Consider the following 15768-nt stretch of genomic DNA (forward strand, 5'->3'; position numbering starts at 1 on the left):
GTTGCCGGCCCTTACAGCACGCCGGTGGCTTTGGTCAGCAGCCAGACGCCGACGACCAGGAGGATCGCGCCGACCGCCACCGTCAGGCCGAACTGGCCCCAGGTGGCGCGGCCGGTGTGGATCTCCGCGTAGCGCGTGTAGGCGTGGTAGCAGACGCCGACGAACATCGAGGCGACCACGAGCAGCGCGATCAGCAACACGATGTCGTAGCCGTAGTTCTGCAGCGTCTGCATGATGCCGCTGCCGGTGCCGCGCGACGGGTCTTCCAAGGTGGGCAGGGCCGCCAGCGAGACGAGCGGCGTGGCAGCGAGGCCCAGCGAGGCAAGCATGGCTGCGATGCGCGCAGAGGGGCGACGAGGAATCAGCGAAGCGTTCATGGCGATACACCCTTTCATGGTGGTCAGGACAGGAGGAAGAAGCCCAGCACCAGGTACATCGCGACGAAGCGCACGATGACGCCGAGGAACTGGCGTTGGGTCAGGTGGTGCTCGGCCCAGCCGACATAGGCGGTGCGCATCGCCCACACGCCCCACAGCAGCAGGACGGCGAAGACGAAACCGAGCACGACGGTGGAGACGGCCGCGGGCGCGAACCCGCCGTTGGCCTGGAAGGCGGCGACCTGATCGGCGGAAGGCGTCATGGCGACGGCGCCTCCTTGTCGCTGGCCGCACCGCTGCGCGTGTAGTCGCCGGCCAGCGGCACGGGATCGCGCGGCTGGGCGCGCTGGGGAACGAGGTAGTCCCGCACGCCTGCGCGCATGCGCTGCAGGTCGGCGCGCAGCCGGGCGTAGTCGAAGTGGTAGCGGGACCGCTCCTGCGGTGCGGTGGTGGCTCCGCGTTCGGCGAGGCGGTCCAGCAGTTCGAGCTGGCGCGTCACCGCGGCGAGCATCTCGCGCTCTGCGGCGTTGTCGGCTGCATCGGCGGCGACGGCCGGCTGAAGCCCCGCAGCGGCGAGCAGGAGCGCGGCCAATAGCGCGGCGATGGCGTGGCGCCGGACATGCGCAGGACTGCGGGAGGTTTCCATCGAGCCGTTCTCCGGGGATGCGGATGGCTCATGCTCGAACGCCCGGTCTTCCGGCGCCGCAATCAATCGGAACCGGCCCGCCACCGCTTTCCGGCAGCGCAAGGAACGACGCGCCTACAGGTACTTCTTGAAGGTGGCCGCGGAGATGGCCACGGCAACGCCCAGCAGCGCCGCGCTGGGCAGCAGGATCAGCAGCGGATGCACGCTGACCGGCAGCGCGAGGTACGTGACCCAGGGCAGCACCGCCAGCGGCATCAGGCTGGCCCTGGCCCGGTGGTAGACGAAGCCCGATTCGCGCCCGGCGCCGAAGCCGCGCACGTCCCTGCGCACCAGCCCATCGACCAGGCCGACGAAAGCAGCCATCAGGAACAGCGGCAGGATCAGGATCAGCACCAGCAGCCGCACGAGGAACACCAGCACGGTGTAGGCCGAGGCGATCAGGTAGCTCTCCACGTGCACGTAGACCTGTCCGAGGTAGTAGCGGAAGTCCTGCACCTGGCTGCGGGCGCCGGCGCGGGATTGCGAGGCGGCATCGCGTATCCAGTCCAGCAGCCCCGTCTTCACGAACAGCCCTTGGTAGGCCCACTCGACGAGCTGCCGTGCACTACGCCCCGGTTCCTGCACCAGCACGCTGCGCGTGAAATGCTCCGAGACCTGTGACAGCTCGTAGTTCAGCATGCCCTGCGCGTGGCGCCAGCCCTGTTCGGGCCAAAGGAAGTGCATGCCGATGCACTCGATCACGATGCACAGCAGCAGTGAGCCGCACAGCACGCCGAACAGCCGGAACGGCAGCGTGACCAGGCTGGCGATCAGGCCCTGCTGGCGGACCTGCTGGCGCTGGACGGCGACGGCGGGGTCGCTCATGCCGCGGCCCCTTCATCCATGCTCGCCATCTGCTTGAAGTCCGCCAGCAGCTCGTCGGGCAGCGCCTGATCCTGCAGGCCGGGAAGCCCCTTGCTGTCCCACCAGTCGCCGGCCTCGACGTAGTGCTGCCGCATGTACCCGGCCAGTTCCTGCAGATCCTTCGGCATGGCCTCGTCGAGGTCGGGCGCCGGCAAGGGCATGCGCACCTTCCACAGGTGGCCGCCCTCGATCAGCGCGAAGCACTGCCCCTTGGGCAGGCCGACGACGTGCGCCGGTTCGATCAGCGGCACGCTGTTGCTGCTGATGCGGTCCTGCGTGTTCGACGTGAACGCGGTGTTGCCGGTCGGGTCGGAACTGTCGGTGGCGCCGCTCATCACTGTCGTCGTGTAGACCTCGACCTTGGGCAGTTGCCGCGTCAGCAGCTCGGCCGTGATGGTCTCGCGCACGCGCAGCATGAACAGGTTGTTGAAGTTCCCGATGACCTGGCCGGCCTTGGCGCGGTTGCCGATGCGGGCCTCGATGTCGCTCATGGTTTGCGTATAGGCCGTGACCTGCACCCCGGCGCCGCCGCCCTTGTTGACCATCGGGATGAACTCGTCGCCCATCAGCTCGTTGAACTCGTCGGCATGTACGTTGATCGGCACCTTCACGCCTGCCGACGCGCCCGGCAGGCCATCGTCGATACCGAACTTGTAGATGTGCCCGGCGACCGAGACGAGATCGCTGAACATGGAATTTCCCACTGCGGCCGCGACCTCCGCGTCCGACAACGCATCCAGCCCGACATAGACCACGGCCCGCTTCCGGATGATCTGCATCCAGTCGAAGATCGGCCGCGGGTCGCCCAGGTCCGAGTAGTTCGGCGCCAGCAACTGCGCGATCTTGCCGGTGGTCAGCTTCTCCAGCAGCGGCAGGAGCGACGCCACGATCTTGTCGAAGTACGTCCTGTCGTAGCGCACGGCGCTGCGCAGCCCGTCGAGCACCGGGTCGTAGATGCGCACCTGCGACAGGTACTGCTCCAGCGCGACGACGCGCTTCTCCCGTCCGATCATGTTGCGCGGGATGTTCTTGTCGTTCAGCTTGGCTTCGAGCTGGACGATGATCTCCCAGGCCTTGGGCTCGCTCCTGGCGAAGTAGTGCTGGGCGTACTCGATGAACAGCGCGTCGATGTTGATGACGTGGCGCTGGATCAGCAGGTAGTCGGGCCGCTGCCCCAGCTCGACCAAGGCACGGGCGATGATGTTGACGAAGCGCCAGGCGAACTCGCGGAACGCGGCGCTGTTGCCTTCACCGGAGAGCTGGCCCGCGATGCGCGTGGCGACTTCGCTGATGCGCCCGAACCGCCCCACGGCGTTGTAGCGGGCGCTGACGTCCGGCCAGCCCAAATGGAAGACGTAGAACTCGCCTTCGCGCCCGGCGCGTTTGGCTTCCACGTACATGCGCTTGAGCAGATCGGCGTCGCCCTTGGGGTCGAAGACGATCACGACCTCGTGCTGGCCGCCCACCTTGCGGCGGATGTCCTGGGTGATGAACAGTTCGGCCAGGCGGGTCTTGCCGACGCGGGTGGTGCCGAGCACCAGCGAATGGCCGACGCGCTCGCCCAGCGGCAGGGTGACGTCGACCTCGTGTGGCTCGATGCCGTGCAGGCGCGGCAGACCACCGACTGGCGGCAGAGGCCTCGCCGGGTTGAGCGGGCTGTCCCAGGCCAGGGCCTTCGCCAGCTTGGACAGGGGGTACGGCGCGAACTCCAGGCGCTGCTCGAAGTGCCGTGCCGCCCGGTAGATCGCCGTCGGTTCGACGTAGCGGCGGAACTCCGGCCGGTAGGTCTGCATCAGCCGGTGCGTGTGGCGCTGGTCCCAGCGGAAACCCCGGCCGACGAACAGCCGCTGCTGGCTGACCGGCACATCGCGGCTGGTCATCACGTAGCGCGGCAGGCGGCGGATGTTGCGCCGGTAGCGCAGGATCGCCCAGGCGTCGTGGAAACGCAGCGCGCCGAGGGTCAGGAAGGCCAGCGCGCTGCCCAGGCCGAGCAAGGGGCTCAGCGCGAGCGACCACGGGGCCACCAGGCACAGAAACGCGGCGCCCGCACAGACCGCGACGGTGTAAAGCTCCACCGCTGGCCGCAGCAAGACTTCGACGGCTTGGGATTGGGCCATGGTGGGCGCTTCACCTGGCTCTACCGCGTTAGGGCTCGATGCCGGTGGCGGTGATCAGCACCGGGTAGTGCTTGATGCCCAGGCGGTGCGCCAGGTCGTCGCCCGAGGCCGGGGACAGCACCAGACCCGGCGCGAGGCGGCGCAGCGCGGCCAGTGCCTCGGGTGTCGCGACATTGACCACCAGGCCCACGGCGCGCTGCGCCTGCAGCTCCACGCGCCGCTGCTTGAGCCAGGCGCGCGAGCGGTCGTCGTCGCCGACCAGGAACAACGGCGTCAGGCCCGGCGCGCGGATCACGCGACGCGGTTCGTCGCCGGGCGACAGCCGCGCCGAGCGCACCGGCAGCATGGCCGCCTCGGCATCCGCAGGGCCACCGATGCGCGGCGCCGGCTGCGGCATCGTCGGTTGACCTGGCTGCGCATCCTGCGGGTTCAAGGCCCGGTAGTACGGCAGCGCGGAGGCGCCGCCCTTGTCCTCGACCACGATCAGCGGCGGGGAGACGGCCTTGTTTGCGGCGCTGCGGTTCTGAGCGTCGGCGGTGGTGGCCAGCAGTGCCGCCATCGCGGCAAGGAGGATGCGATTCATGGCATGGGGCTCCGGGCTGAGGGAATGGAGGCGCCCGGCCCTAGCACGCGGGTCAGGTGCTGGTGGACGCTGCGGCGGTAACGGGCGGCGGGCGCGCCACCCGCGGGACGGTGGTAGCGGCCGATGGCGACCAGCCAGTCCTCGCCCGGCGTGTGCTGTTCCTGCAGGATTTCCGCGGCGATGGCGAGGTTGCGGTACGGGTCGAGCAGGTCGCAGGGGTGGTCGTAGCGCTGCGCGTGGTAGCCGAGGTTGACCTGGCCGAGGCCGGCGTCGATGCGGTTGGCCAGCGTCCGGGCCAGCGCCCGGCGTATGCCTGCGCAGGCCTCGGCGCGTGTGGCGTAGCGTTCGGCCCGCCCGGCGACGTTGAGCGTCCACGGCCAGGGGATCAGGCGGCCGCGCAACCGGGCACCGCTCTCCTGCAGCGCGACCGCATACAGCACCGGCGACGGCACGCCCGCCTGCTGCGCGGCGAGCTGGTAGGCGGGAGGCGGCACCTCCTGGGCCAGGGCGAAGCTCGCGCAGGCGCAGAGCCCGAGGGCCAGTGCGACACTGCCGGCACGGAGCGCTATTGCCGCTGCCATTGGCCGTTGACCTCGCGCACCACGGCGGGCAGATCGCCGGGCAGGCCGAGTGACAGCCAGCGCCCGGCGTCGTGATTGAGCGTGATCGTGCGCGCCCGCACGCGGCCGGGGTCGATGCCGGCCTGGGTCGCCCACTGGCGGATGCGGGCGTCGTCCTGGCGGCTGCCGACCATGTAGAGATCGAAGGCGGTGCCGGCCGCCTGCAACTGGCGCGCGCGCTGCTCGCACGGCGGGCACTCGGCCTTCACGAATACCGCCAGCCGGCCCGAACCCCGATTTCCGGCGCCCGCCGCCTTCGCACCCGGCATGTCCACGCGCTGCTGGCCCGGATAGAGCCGCTTCCAGGCGGCGTCGTAAGCCCGCTGGTAGGCCAGCGTCTTGCCCACGCGCTTCGATTCCGCCTGCACCTGCAGCTCCGCGTAGCGGTTTCGTTCCTCGTCGCTGCGCGCTTCGATGCCCAGGGCCGTGAGCGGATCGAGGTTCGGGGAATAGACGCCCAGCGGCCCCTGCATCAGTTGCCGGTAGCGCGCCCATTCCTCCGGCCGCAGACCCCAATCGCGTGCCAAGCGCTCGTCCAGCGCGGCGTCGGCGCTGTTCTGAACCTGGGCGGGAACCGTGCGCGAGGACGCAATCGGCGCGGACTGTGCCGAGGCAGCACCCGCGACGACGGCGAGGATGGCGGCAAGACCGATCGCGGCTGGCTTCATGGCCGGCTCCTACGGCAGCGCGATGCGCTGCGTCTGGCCGTCCACGCGGAACACGGCGGCGTGCGCCTCGATGGCCTGCAATTGCCAGGCACCGATGGCATCGCCTTCGCGCAGCAGTCGCAATTCGCGCACTGCGGCCACACCCGGCGCCGCGATCGACAGGAAGCGCTCGCCGCCGCGCAGTTCCAGGCCTGCCACGCTGAACGGCGGCTCCGGCGCCTTGGGCTTGACCGCCTCGGCGGTGCGCCGGGGCGTCGCGGCAGGCGCAGCGGCTTTCTTCAGGCGGGCCTCGATGTCGCCCACGCGGGCCTGCAGCGCCTGCAGGTCGCCGGCACGGCTGTCCGCGGCTTGGGCCTGCTCGACTTGCGACAGCCGTTCGTCGAGCGCCTTGCGGGCGGCCTCGAAGTCCGGTTGGGCGACGGGCTTGGGCTGGCTCTTCGAGGCAGCGGACTGCTGTTCGAGTTCGGCGACGCGCGTGTTGAGTGCCTGCACGTGGGCATCCTGGGCACTGGCCTGGCTTTGCTCGCTCAGGCGCGACAGTCCCACGCTGTTGACCACGGCCAGCACGCTCACGAGCAGCAGCCAGGCGGCCGCGGCGATCTTCAGCCAGCGCGCGCGGTCGGCGCCTTCGGCGGGAAGTTGGGGGATGTTCATGGCTGGGCCTCCTGGGGCTGCGCGGGTTCGGCTTCCGTCATGCCGGGTGCGGGGACGGCTGAAACGCGGCCAGCGGAGCGCGCTGCCGTCACGCGCGTGAAGCACACCGCGCGCGAAGCGTCATCGACGGACAGTTCCCAGGCCGGGCCGGCGAGTGCCAGCAAGGCGTCGCGCAGCGGCAGCGGCCCGAGCCGCAGATGCGCCGCCGGCAGCGGCAGCGCGTACAGCGCCGCGGCTTCCGTCGTGTCGCAGAGCCGGTAGCCGGTGCGCAGCAGCACGTGCCGCAGGGCATCGCCGACGTTCGCATCGAAGGTCGGCGGAATCGAAACCTCGATCACCTGTCGCGTCAGGTCGCGCTGCGGCGGTTCCGGCACCAGCTCGACCAGCGTGTAGCGCCCGTAGCGGGCGACCGGGATCAGGGTCGGCTCGGGTTCCGGGTAGATGACCCTGGCCGACAAGACCGACTCGGGCGGCACGGCAGTGGCCGTCGGGGCATTCGCCGCGCCCGTGGCGGCGCAGCCGGTGATGAGCACGCAGCCGGTGAGCAAGGCGGGCACAACTAGGCGATGGGCGACGCAGGTGAGTGATGGCATGGTGCAGTTCCCTGGAACACGGAGCCCTCACCATCGCCGCCACAGAGCGTTCGGGCAGCAAACAAAGGGAACTGGCATGCGCCCGATTCATGGCGCGGCAAAAAAAGAAGCCGGCGCCCCGATGGGCCGCCGGCATGGGTGGGTGGATCAGGCCGCGACGAGCTGCCGGGCCAGTGCCACCTCGACGGAATCACCGTCCTGGTTCAGCACATCCAGTCCCGATTCGGGCACGTCTCCCGACGTGCTTTGCGAGACCATGATCTTTCGGGCCATCAGCCCCAGGCAGGTCATCTGCGAGGAAGCCGCGTAGCCGAGGTAGATCACGCGAACCGGCTGCTTCTGGCCGATGCGCCACGAGCGCCGGGCCGCCTGCTGCAGGCTATAGACGTTGTAGCCCGACTGCATGAACACGATCGTCGGAAACTCCAACAAGTCCAGCCCGGTCTTGACCAACTCCGGGTTGGTGATGAGCACGTCGATGCCGCGATCCAACTGCTCGGCGATCCAGTCCTCGCGGCGGGAGGCATCCACGCTTGCGCGCAGCACTGCCACCTTGAAGCCTTCCTGCTCCAGCAGCACCTTCAGGCGCGACGTGGTGTCGCGCGTGCCGGTGTAGACCGAATAGACCAGCGTCTTGCGACCCGCAGCCTTCTCCTGCTTGCAGATCTCGATCAGCTCGCGCTCCTTGGGCATCACCTCCAGCTCGTTGAACTGAGCCGGAACGAAGGCCAAGGTCTGGCGCGTGCGCGGGTGCACCACCGTCTCCGACCGGAAGCAGCAATCCGGCCAGGCCAGCAGCACGTTGAGGACCACGCCGAGCAGCGTCGTGTCGCGCTTCGCCAGCGCCTGTTTCAGCGCTGTGGTCAGCCGACCCGACAGATCGCGATAGGCCGCGGCTTGCGCCGTGTCCATCGCCACCTCGCGGAACTCCTCGTCGTAGGGCGGCAGCACATTGCCGCCGATGTCCTTCAACTTGAGGAAGACCGTGAACGGCAGCACGCAACGCAGCACGCCCTTCGGGCCGAAGCCCGGCGCCTTGACCGTGCGCACCGAGACCTTGTTGCCCTTGGCCGTCTTGTGCGCCGTGCCGGTGCTCTCGGAATAGATGTCCTTGAGGACGCCGTGATCGCGCATGAACGCCATCGCGGCCGAGGTCATGCTGCCGCTCTTGGTCGGGCGGTAGCCATCTTCGATCATTCGCCCCGGCAGGGCTCGGAACAGCAGGTGGAAAAGGTCGTCGCCGTAGCCGCCCATCAGCGTGCCGGTGAGCAGCAGCGTCTTGCGTGCCTTGGCCGCCAACACGCCCATGGCCTGGCCCTGGGCGCTGCCGCCGTTCTTGTACTCGTGCGCCTCGTCGGCGATGAGCAGGTCGAACGTGCCTTGCGGCAGGTAGCGCTTGATGAACTCGGACGGCTGGTAGCCTCCCTCGCCGAAGCCGAACTCCATGTTCGCCATCGCCCGCTCCATGCGGTGCGCTTGACGATCCGAGAAGACCAGCTCGCCGTTCCCATCCATGAGGTTGATGAACTCGTGGATGTTGTCGCCGAGCATGGACGCCAGGAAGGAGTCGCCGAACTTGCGCATCAGCTTCTGCGCGGTGACTTCCCCGATGGTCGGGATGCGCTGCAAGGCTTTGAAGACGGCCGTGGACTGGTCGCTGGCGGACAGGCTCCTCGGTCGCATCAGCGTCCACAGCGGTGCGGCGCAATGGCTGCACCGGCGGCGGTAGTCCTCGGCTTCGAGTTCGACCGGGTTGATCGGCTCGCCGTCGAGGTTGGTGATGATCTGGCCGCAGTCCGGGCATGCGCCTACTTCGCCGTGCCGCGTGCGCCGCACGTTGAAGACGGGCTTCCAGTGGAAACCCATGCGCATCCGCACGCGCCCGAGCACGAAGAACTCCTGGCCGCGCGCCGGCACGCCCAACTGCTCGCGCAGCTTGATGAGCTTGACCAGCGTGTCCGGGCCATTGAGCACCCAGACCTTGGCACCGGCCACCGTCTCCTGGATTTCGCGGCGCCACTTGTAGACCAGGTGGGGCGGCGACAGCACCAGAGTGCGGCGGTAGCCTTCGGCGTGCAGCACGGCGGCCGTGGCGATACCGACGGTCGTCTTGCCGCAGCCCATCTCGCCATTGACGATCGCGGCGCGTTCGCCACGGTCGGCCAGCAGTTCGATGACGGCATGCACCACCTCGGCCTGCGCCTGGAACAGCTTGCGCTTGAGACTGGCCAGCACGATCTGGCGGTGCGGCCGGGCCTGGCCGGTGTAGACGGGTGGATTGGCGCGGTTGAGCGAATCCAGCAGCTCGTCGCCGAATTCGGCAACGAAATCCTGGAGGCTCATCGCCAGGGAAGAAGCAGCCGCTTCGAGCAGGTCGCCCTGGATGGGCGTGCCTTCGGCGGCGGGAACAACGTCGGTATCGAGGGACATGGTGATGCTCCAATGAAGATGGGGCATGCACCTCCCCTGCGGGGCGATGGCATGCCCCGGGGTGGGAAGAGAAGAACGGCGCGAAGCCGCAGTGGAAGAACAGATCGACGGCGAACCGTCAGGGAACAGCGATCAGCGGATGGTCAACACCTCGCCGCAGGTCGGCGAGCCTGGTGTCATGTCCCAGGCACGGATGACCGGCACGAACTTGTCGGTCAGGATGCGCGTCTCGGCCACGGAGCCGTCGTCGCGTTCGGTGTATTCCGTCTGCAGTGTCTTCTCCTTGTGGGTGTCGCCCTTGACGACGAGCACGCGGCCCGTCTTGGACTTCACCACGCCGGAGATCGCGCCAGCAGCGAGCGCCAAGGCGAGATGCCAGTGCGACAAGGCCCGCGCCGGAGGCCGCAGCGACTGCTGCGCGGCGCCCAGGTGCGTGTCGAGCGTCGGCCAGAGCCCTTGCAACCGGCCGACTTCCTCGGCGAACTGCTCGGGCTCCATCGTCACGCGGTAGAAGTGCTCCGGCTCGGCCGGGCTGGCAGGCACCGTGTACGGCAGGAACGGCCATTCGACCGGCAGCTCCTCCGCTTCGGCGTCGCCTTGCCCGATCTGCAGCAGCAGCGCGCGCATGGCCTTGACCGAATCCGATGCCTGGTCGCGCTGACGAACACGGCGGCCGAAGATCACCACCTGCTTGAACTGCGCTTCCACCGCGCGGTAGATGCGCAGATCGGCGAAGTGCCGGGTCAGCCATCCGACCAGCTCGGCATCGAGCACGTAGTGCGGCACGATGTAGATCAGCACGCCGCCGTATTGCAGCAGCGGCAGCGCCTTCTGATAGAACAGCTTTTCCAGCCTGGCGCGGCCCTGGCCCTGGTAGCCGACGTTGCCGTTGGCGTCCTTGGTCAGGTCGCCATACGGCGGGTTGAGCCACAGCAGGCCGAAACTCTGTCGGCTGATCAGCGTGTCCATCAGGTCGCCGTGGATGCAGCGATCGACCAGTTGCCGGGCATGGCGTGCACGCTCGGCCTCGTACTCAACGGCAAAGGCCTGGACCTGCTCGCGCCCGAGGGCGTGCGCGGCTTCGGCGATCGCCACGCCTTCGCCGGCGCAGGGATCGATGATGCACAGTGGCCCGTTCGAGGATTCGGCGGGTGCCAGCGCGGCGAGTGCTCTTTCGAGCGTGGGTTCATCCGTGGGGAAGTACCCGTTCTTGACGAAGTTGCGGGCGAGCCGCGGGAACATGAGGGCCATGGGAATCTCCTGGCATTGAAGACGAAGGGATGCGGACATGTGCGCGTGCATGTCCGGTGAAGAAACCTCAAGCCACCGCTTCGAGCGGTCGTGCCGAGGGGATGCGGCTGGCGGGCGTGCCGGCGACGAGCGCGCCGCTGCGGATCAGGCCACCGAGCACCTGGGTCAGCACCGGCACGTCGATGGCGAGCCGATGACCTTCCAGAGGTCCGAGGGCGAACGGCAGGCGCGTCAGCATCGACTTCGCCTGCATCAGCTCCAGCACGGGTTCGCGCCAGGGATCGAGAAGCGGCAGCGGGCAGGTATCCCGCACCAGCTTCCACAGCCGGTCGAGCCGGTGCGTGGAATCACGAGGCAGGAGCGCCAGCGCGCTGGCGTTGGCCTTGTCGGGCTTGACGCAGCGGCGATCGAACAGCCAGATGTTGGTCAGCGAGCCGAACAGCGTGCGCCGGTAGGCGCGTGCGCTGCGCTTTTCCAGGTTCTCGACGTTGCCGACGAAGACCGGGATGCTCGCGCCCTGCTCGGTGATGACGTGGAACTGATCCAGTCCCTGTTCGTCCCGGCCCAGGGTGAGGCGGGCCAGGAATTCCTGGACGGCGGTATCGCGCGCCCAGAGGGAGATGAAAACCAGGTTGCCGTTCTCGTCACCGACGCAGCCATCGGCCATCAGGTCGGGGCATTCGTCGATGCGATAGAGCGTCTTGGGGGAAGAAGGTGCAGGCATGGTGATGTCCTCGAAGTGAGCGGAGACAGCACCACCGGCGAGGGCAGTCACTGCCCCAGGGGGATGGAAGAAAACGCGGTGAGCGTCGTGGAGAAAATTCAGACCGTGCGTCGCAACGCACCGTAGCCTTGAAGGTCTGGGCTACCTGGGCATGTTGTCGGCAACGCCGACGGACATGGGCGTAGCCTGCGCCAAGGCGGGGGCTTACGGCAGCGAAAATCCGCCGCGCAGCGCGCCCCTGTTTGCCTGAGACTCACCCACCAAAGAAAAAGCGGACCATGCCGCATGGACACGATCCGCTTGTGGGTCAGGCTTTGAGCTGACGCAGGCCATCCGAGAGCAGCCAGAGTGCCCGGTTGAGCCGGACATTCTGGTCGATGCCTTGAACGGGGCGCGTGCGTTGCTGGCGCCCGTTGGCGGCACGGCCGGCCAGGCCGCCTTTGACCAGGTTCTCCTGCACTCGGTTGAAGACTGACCACAGATCGGCGCGGTTGTCGTCGAAGCGACGGGGCCGCAGGATCTGGGTCTCCGTGATGGGCAGGGCCTTGCCCGAATCGTCGTACTTGAGGGTCAGCGCCGATCTGGCGAAGACTTCGGCCTCGCCGTCGTCGAGCGTGATGACACGCATGGCGTCGCGCGAGTCCTGCACGCGCTCGAAGCCATGCAGCACCTCGTAGGCGCCTTCGATCACGTGATCGGTGACGTTGCCCTTGTGAGGTACGCGCACGTCGGCGAACGTGTCGCCGCACACCAGCCCGTTCTGGCAGACGAAGCGGAACATGCCCGCCAGCATCTGGTAGCTGCTGGTGCCATCGTGCGAATTGAGCAGGATGATTTCATTCGCCTCGGCGCCGTTGATCTGGCTTGCGTGGCGAAGGCGCAGCATGTGCTTGGTGTAGTCGCGGCGATCCTCGTGTCGCACGCGGGTCTGGCACACCATGAACGGCTGGAATCCTTCCTTGCGCAGTTCGGTCAGCACAGCCGCCGTGGGGATGTAGCTGTACCGTTCGGAGCGGCTTTCGTGCGGGGTGTCCGCGAAGATGGAGGGGGCCACGGTGCGAATCTGATCATCCGACAGCGGGTGACTTGAGCGCAGCACCGGGGAGCGATGAGCGAAGCGGGATGCAAGTTGCATGACGATCTCCTTGGGAAAAAGAGACCGGAGCCCCGCCCCACCGGGGAGGAACCCCGGTGGGTGGTGGAATGCCGCGCAAGGCGGCGGTGGGAATCAGACCCTGGCGAGGTGCCAGTCCTGGGACAGCGGTGCGAACTCGTAGCCGAGATCACCGAGGCGGTCGCGCTGCTGACGCAGCACACGCCGATCCACGGTGGCATCGAGCTTGACGACATCGCCCAGCGGCCAGAGCGCGCCGAACAGCGCCGCGTCGCCGCCATCGTCTGCATCGGCCGAAGCCTCGGCAGACGCAGCCGCCGGTTCGCTGCCGAACGGCGTGGTATCGACCAGCGGGTCGCGTGGGCTGCGCACCTTCTTCCTGCCGGCCGCCTTGGGGGCGGTCGTTGGCGTCGGTGCGGCGGTCTGCGCTTCCTCGTCGATCGGATCGACTTCCTGTGGACTCAGCCGGCGGGCGTCGTCGCGGCTCAGGGCATCGATGTTGGACAAGGTCATCCCGCCCAGGAGGGCGCGAATCTCGATGACCATGCGGCCGTTGGCGGTGTACGTGGATGGGCGAATCTCGGCGATGGCGAAATCGCCCTCGTACTTGCCTTCGGCGTACTGGTCGAGTTCGGCGTTCTTCACGACGAACTCGCCGATGGAGGTCGCGAGGCGGCCGACGTTGAAGTCGCCGTTGCGGCCGTGGATGGTCTTGATGGCCAATTGGCCGGGAATGGTGATCATGAAGAACTCCTGCGGACGAAGCTGCGATCACGCACACGGCCGTCATGGCGACGGTCGCATGCGCACGCGAGTGAGAAGAAGACAAGGCCCCAGGGGACGGGGCCTTGCGGATCAGAACGACTCGGCAACTTCCAATGCGGGAGCATCGGCAGTGGCTTCATCGGCAGCTTCGGCGGCGGGCCTGGAAGGCTCGGGCGCAGCGGCTTGCGGCGCGGTGGACGTCGCGGGGACATCTGTGTTGCGCACGTCGCGGTCGTCGGCATCGGTCGGCTTGGGCTCGGCCTTGTAGACGAGCTTGCCATCGACCTTGATCCAACTGACGAACAGCAGGCGGGCCTTGAGGCTCACCCCCTGCTCGCCGGCACGCTTGCCCTTGGAGTAGGTGAAGGTGTCGGTCCACAGGTCGCCCAGGCGGAAGCCGATCATCACCTTCTTCTCGGCATCGACCGCTTGGATGCAGCGGCGCACCAGGTGCTGCGCTTCGGAGCCCGAGACGCGCGTGTCGAAACGCACGTAGGCAACGTCATCGCTGGGGCCGTTGAGCGCTGCGATGTCGCAGGCCAGGAACGCATCGCCTTTCTTGGGCTTCACTTCGCGGATGCGATTGAGATACCCGAGGCCGGTGATGTGCAGGTCGAAGAAGGACTTTTCGGTGGAAGTGGTCATGGTGAATCTCCTGAGAACAAAGAGGCGGAGACACACCCGACCCAAGGCGGGGAAGGTGTGGAACCCCCGCGTGGGTTGAGGAACAGCTTGGGTGGCATCACCATCGGGAGAACCGATGGCCGTTCGCGCTGGGATGCCGGAGCGAACTGGTGTGATCAACGCGGTCGGAACCGCGCCGTAGCCTTGAAGATCGTGGCTACCTGGGCATGCTGCTGACGGGTGTCAGCGGAACATGCGGGAAGCGTGGCGCCAGGTGCGCGTCTGTGCGAGCGGCAATCGGTATCGGCGGATGTCCGCATTGGCGACCCGTCCTGCACCTCAATCGCCGCAGAAGCAGGCGATAGCCTCTTCGGCGGCATCGAACAGGTCTCCTTGGTCGGCCGCGAAGCGCGCCAGGTCGGCGTAGCTCGGGCCATCGTTGCGGAAGCGCGCGCCGCTCGGGCGGCTGGCGAGGTTCAGCGACTCCATGCGTATCCACCACACCGCGGCCTCCGGCCTGGCCTTGATGAGCGCCAGGCGCTGGCCGCGGGGCTTCAGGAAACACAGGTCGCAGTTGCCTTCGAGCGTGCGGCCGTTGACGGTCAGCAGCTCCAGGTCGAAGGGCTGCGCCTGCCAGAAGGCAGACACGTCGTGCACGGTCACGCCGGCGTCGGCCAGCGGCATGCACATCGTCTCGTGGCTGGATTCGGTGGAGTGGCCGCGCGCCCTGATCTTGGCGACGCGCCGCTGTTCGTCCGCGCGGATGCCGATGAACTGGTCCCAATCGGTCCAGCCCTGCCGCCGCAGGAAGCGGTGCATCGTCCTGATCTTCAGGGCACTGGTGCAGCCACGAGCCACGGGATTCGGCAGGTACTGCCGCTTGCGGATCAGCGCCTCGAAAGGTTCCCCCTCGCGGCTGGCAGTATCGAAGTCCACCACCGCGAAGCCCGGTTCTGTCGGCCGGTATTCAAGCCAGTGGATAGGCACCTGCCAATGCTTGGCGCAGCCGCGCACAAAGCGCAGCGTGGCTTCGACCTCCTTGCCGGTGTTGGCGAAGCAGACCACCGTGTCGGCCGGCAAGCCGCCATTGGCCTGCAGCACGCGCCAGAGCATGTACGCGCTGGTGCGCCCGCCGCTGAAACTGATGCAGGCGGGGGATTCGATTCGGAACGGGTCGCGCATACGGGCTGTCTCCAGTCGGTGGCACCGGCGGATGCCGGTGGGCGGCCCCGATCGGGGCTGGAGACAAGCGCGTGCGCGCGGCTGCGGCCGTGGCACAAAGGAAGAAGCCCCCGTGAGGAGGCTTGGAGGGCGGGCGGTCAGTGGCCGGACTGTGCCTGCGGCACCACCTGCAACGACAGGTGTGTAGCGGTGGCCGAGACTTCGAGGTCGTCCTCGCCGTGCAGAAGCCGCGCGAACACGCCGTCGTGCAAATCGAAGAACTCGCCGAAGTCGTCGCCGCCGAACTCGGCGCGCGCCAGTTCCCACCAGTCGTCGAACGGATCGGCGTTCGGGTTGCAGCCAACGGCGTAGGCGATGGTCTTGCGTCGCCCATCGGGCCGACGCTCGCCGCGCTCGGCCATGAAATAGACGCCCTGGTCCTTGACCAGGATGACGCGGCACTGGTTGGCCAGCGCCTCGGTCAGCACGGGCCGCAGATCGGCGCCCTTGAATCGAATAGTCATGGATTTGGTCTCCA

Annotated in this window: 18 protein-coding genes; all 18 read right to left on the reverse strand. The window is 67.9% G+C overall.

Annotation, left to right across the window (positions count from 1 at the left end; all coding sequences use genetic code 11):
• Window positions 1-11 precede the first annotated feature (11 nt).
• Window positions 12-377: a TIGR03745 family integrating conjugative element membrane protein gene (locus PQV96_RS11480; RefSeq protein ID WP_012761425.1), complete on the reverse strand. Its 366-nt coding sequence runs from the start codon at window positions 375-377 to the stop codon at window positions 12-14.
• A gap of 23 nt (window positions 378-400) precedes the next feature.
• The gene (locus tag PQV96_RS11485) at window positions 401-640 is read right to left on the reverse strand and encodes a TIGR03758 family integrating conjugative element protein (protein WP_006409219.1); all 240 of its coding nucleotides are present in this window, start codon (window positions 638-640) and stop codon (window positions 401-403) included.
• A complete protein-coding gene (locus tag PQV96_RS11490; RefSeq protein WP_012761424.1) occupies window positions 637-1023 on the reverse strand; it encodes an integrative conjugative element protein, RAQPRD family in 387 nt (128 codons plus the stop codon). The genes PQV96_RS11485 and PQV96_RS11490 overlap by 4 nt, the downstream gene beginning before the upstream one ends.
• Before the next feature lie 114 nt (window positions 1024-1137).
• Window positions 1138-1887 (reverse strand): TIGR03747 family integrating conjugative element membrane protein, encoded by a 750-nt coding sequence (locus tag PQV96_RS11495; protein ID WP_012761423.1) that lies wholly within the window; start codon window positions 1885-1887, stop codon window positions 1138-1140.
• Window positions 1884-4043 carry a type IV conjugative transfer system coupling protein TraD gene (traD, locus tag PQV96_RS11500; RefSeq protein WP_012761422.1) on the reverse strand — a complete coding sequence of 720 codons (2160 nt, stop codon included), beginning with the start codon at window positions 4041-4043 and terminating at the stop codon, window positions 1884-1886. The genes PQV96_RS11495 and traD overlap by 4 nt, the downstream gene beginning before the upstream one ends.
• A 28-nt stretch (window positions 4044-4071) precedes the next feature.
• Window positions 4072-4626 (reverse strand): integrating conjugative element protein, encoded by a 555-nt coding sequence (locus PQV96_RS11505; protein ID WP_012761421.1) that lies wholly within the window; start codon window positions 4624-4626, stop codon window positions 4072-4074.
• Window positions 4623-5207, reverse strand: coding sequence for a lysozyme family protein (locus tag PQV96_RS11510; RefSeq protein ID WP_012761420.1), 585 nt, complete (start codon window positions 5205-5207; stop codon window positions 4623-4625). Before PQV96_RS11510 ends, PQV96_RS11505 begins: the two co-directional genes overlap by 4 nt.
• Complete coding sequence (locus PQV96_RS11515; protein ID WP_012761419.1) at window positions 5192-5914, reverse strand: TIGR03759 family integrating conjugative element protein; 723 nt, start codon at window positions 5912-5914, stop codon at window positions 5192-5194. The genes PQV96_RS11510 and PQV96_RS11515 overlap by 16 nt, the downstream gene beginning before the upstream one ends.
• 9 nt (window positions 5915-5923) lie before the next feature.
• A complete protein-coding gene (locus PQV96_RS11520) occupies window positions 5924-6568 on the reverse strand; it encodes a hypothetical protein (protein WP_012761418.1) in 645 nt (214 codons plus the stop codon).
• Window positions 6565-7161, reverse strand: coding sequence for a PFGI-1 class ICE element type IV pilus protein PilL2 (gene pilL2 / locus PQV96_RS11525; protein ID WP_012761417.1), 597 nt, complete (start codon window positions 7159-7161; stop codon window positions 6565-6567). Before pilL2 ends, PQV96_RS11520 begins: the two co-directional genes overlap by 4 nt.
• A 147-nt stretch (window positions 7162-7308) precedes the next feature.
• A complete protein-coding gene (locus tag PQV96_RS11530; RefSeq protein WP_012761416.1) occupies window positions 7309-9591 on the reverse strand; it encodes a DEAD/DEAH box helicase family protein in 2283 nt (760 codons plus the stop codon).
• Window positions 9592-9723: 132 nt separating this feature from the next.
• Window positions 9724-10842, reverse strand: a complete 1119-nt coding sequence (locus PQV96_RS11535) for a DUF6094 domain-containing protein (RefSeq protein WP_012761415.1) — start codon at window positions 10840-10842, stop codon at window positions 9724-9726.
• Window positions 10843-10909: 67 nt separating this feature from the next.
• Window positions 10910-11566, reverse strand: coding sequence for a hypothetical protein (locus PQV96_RS11540; RefSeq protein WP_012761414.1), 657 nt, complete (start codon window positions 11564-11566; stop codon window positions 10910-10912).
• Window positions 11567-11873: 307 nt separating this feature from the next.
• Entirely contained in the window at window positions 11874-12701 is an 828-nt protein-coding gene (locus tag PQV96_RS11545) for a DUF932 domain-containing protein (RefSeq protein ID WP_012761413.1), read from the reverse strand.
• A 93-nt stretch (window positions 12702-12794) separates the two neighbouring features.
• A complete protein-coding gene (locus tag PQV96_RS11550; protein ID WP_012761412.1) occupies window positions 12795-13424 on the reverse strand; it encodes a DUF3275 family protein in 630 nt (209 codons plus the stop codon).
• Window positions 13425-13535: 111 nt separating this feature from the next.
• A complete protein-coding gene (locus tag PQV96_RS11555; RefSeq protein WP_012761411.1) occupies window positions 13536-14090 on the reverse strand; it encodes an STY4534 family ICE replication protein in 555 nt (184 codons plus the stop codon).
• Window positions 14091-14408: 318 nt separating this feature from the next.
• A complete protein-coding gene (locus tag PQV96_RS11560) occupies window positions 14409-15251 on the reverse strand; it encodes a phosphoadenosine phosphosulfate reductase domain-containing protein (RefSeq protein ID WP_012761410.1) in 843 nt (280 codons plus the stop codon).
• A 137-nt stretch (window positions 15252-15388) separates the two neighbouring features.
• On the reverse strand, window positions 15389-15754 hold the full coding sequence (locus PQV96_RS11565; protein WP_012761409.1) for a DUF3085 domain-containing protein: 366 nt from the start codon (window positions 15752-15754) through the stop codon (window positions 15389-15391).
• Window positions 15755-15768 lie beyond the last annotated feature (14 nt).

This window comes from Acidovorax temperans, assembly GCF_028596105.1.
GTDB classification, from domain to species: Bacteria; Pseudomonadota; Gammaproteobacteria; order Burkholderiales; family Burkholderiaceae_C; genus Acidovorax; species Acidovorax temperans.

What these genes read in the sequence shown, in the direction of transcription:
- PQV96_RS11480 (WP_012761425.1), bottom strand. Translation starts at nt 377, where the DNA reads ATGAACGCTTCGCTGATTCCTCGTCGCCCCTCTGCGCGCATCGCAGCC.
- PQV96_RS11485 (WP_006409219.1), bottom strand. Translation starts at nt 640, where the DNA reads ATGACGCCTTCCGCCGATCAGGTCGCCGCCTTCCAGGCCAACGGCGGG.
- PQV96_RS11490 (WP_012761424.1), bottom strand. Translation starts at nt 1,023, where the DNA reads ATGGAAACCTCCCGCAGTCCTGCGCATGTCCGGCGCCACGCCATCGCC.
- PQV96_RS11495 (WP_012761423.1), bottom strand. Translation starts at nt 1,887, where the DNA reads ATGAGCGACCCCGCCGTCGCCGTCCAGCGCCAGCAGGTCCGCCAGCAG.
- traD (WP_012761422.1), bottom strand. Translation starts at nt 4,043, where the DNA reads ATGGCCCAATCCCAAGCCGTCGAAGTCTTGCTGCGGCCAGCGGTGGAG.
- PQV96_RS11505 (WP_012761421.1), bottom strand. Translation starts at nt 4,626, where the DNA reads ATGAATCGCATCCTCCTTGCCGCGATGGCGGCACTGCTGGCCACCACC.
- PQV96_RS11510 (WP_012761420.1), bottom strand. Translation starts at nt 5,207, where the DNA reads ATGGCAGCGGCAATAGCGCTCCGTGCCGGCAGTGTCGCACTGGCCCTC.
- PQV96_RS11515 (WP_012761419.1), bottom strand. Translation starts at nt 5,914, where the DNA reads ATGAAGCCAGCCGCGATCGGTCTTGCCGCCATCCTCGCCGTCGTCGCG.
- PQV96_RS11520 (WP_012761418.1), bottom strand. Translation starts at nt 6,568, where the DNA reads ATGAACATCCCCCAACTTCCCGCCGAAGGCGCCGACCGCGCGCGCTGG.
- pilL2 (WP_012761417.1), bottom strand. Translation starts at nt 7,161, where the DNA reads ATGCCATCACTCACCTGCGTCGCCCATCGCCTAGTTGTGCCCGCCTTG.
- PQV96_RS11530 (WP_012761416.1), bottom strand. Translation starts at nt 9,591, where the DNA reads ATGTCCCTCGATACCGACGTTGTTCCCGCCGCCGAAGGCACGCCCATC.
- PQV96_RS11535 (WP_012761415.1), bottom strand. Translation starts at nt 10,842, where the DNA reads ATGGCCCTCATGTTCCCGCGGCTCGCCCGCAACTTCGTCAAGAACGGG.
- PQV96_RS11540 (WP_012761414.1), bottom strand. Translation starts at nt 11,566, where the DNA reads ATGCCTGCACCTTCTTCCCCCAAGACGCTCTATCGCATCGACGAATGC.
- PQV96_RS11545 (WP_012761413.1), bottom strand. Translation starts at nt 12,701, where the DNA reads ATGCAACTTGCATCCCGCTTCGCTCATCGCTCCCCGGTGCTGCGCTCA.
- PQV96_RS11550 (WP_012761412.1), bottom strand. Translation starts at nt 13,424, where the DNA reads ATGATCACCATTCCCGGCCAATTGGCCATCAAGACCATCCACGGCCGC.
- PQV96_RS11555 (WP_012761411.1), bottom strand. Translation starts at nt 14,090, where the DNA reads ATGACCACTTCCACCGAAAAGTCCTTCTTCGACCTGCACATCACCGGC.
- PQV96_RS11560 (WP_012761410.1), bottom strand. Translation starts at nt 15,251, where the DNA reads ATGCGCGACCCGTTCCGAATCGAATCCCCCGCCTGCATCAGTTTCAGC.
- PQV96_RS11565 (WP_012761409.1), bottom strand. Translation starts at nt 15,754, where the DNA reads ATGACTATTCGATTCAAGGGCGCCGATCTGCGGCCCGTGCTGACCGAG.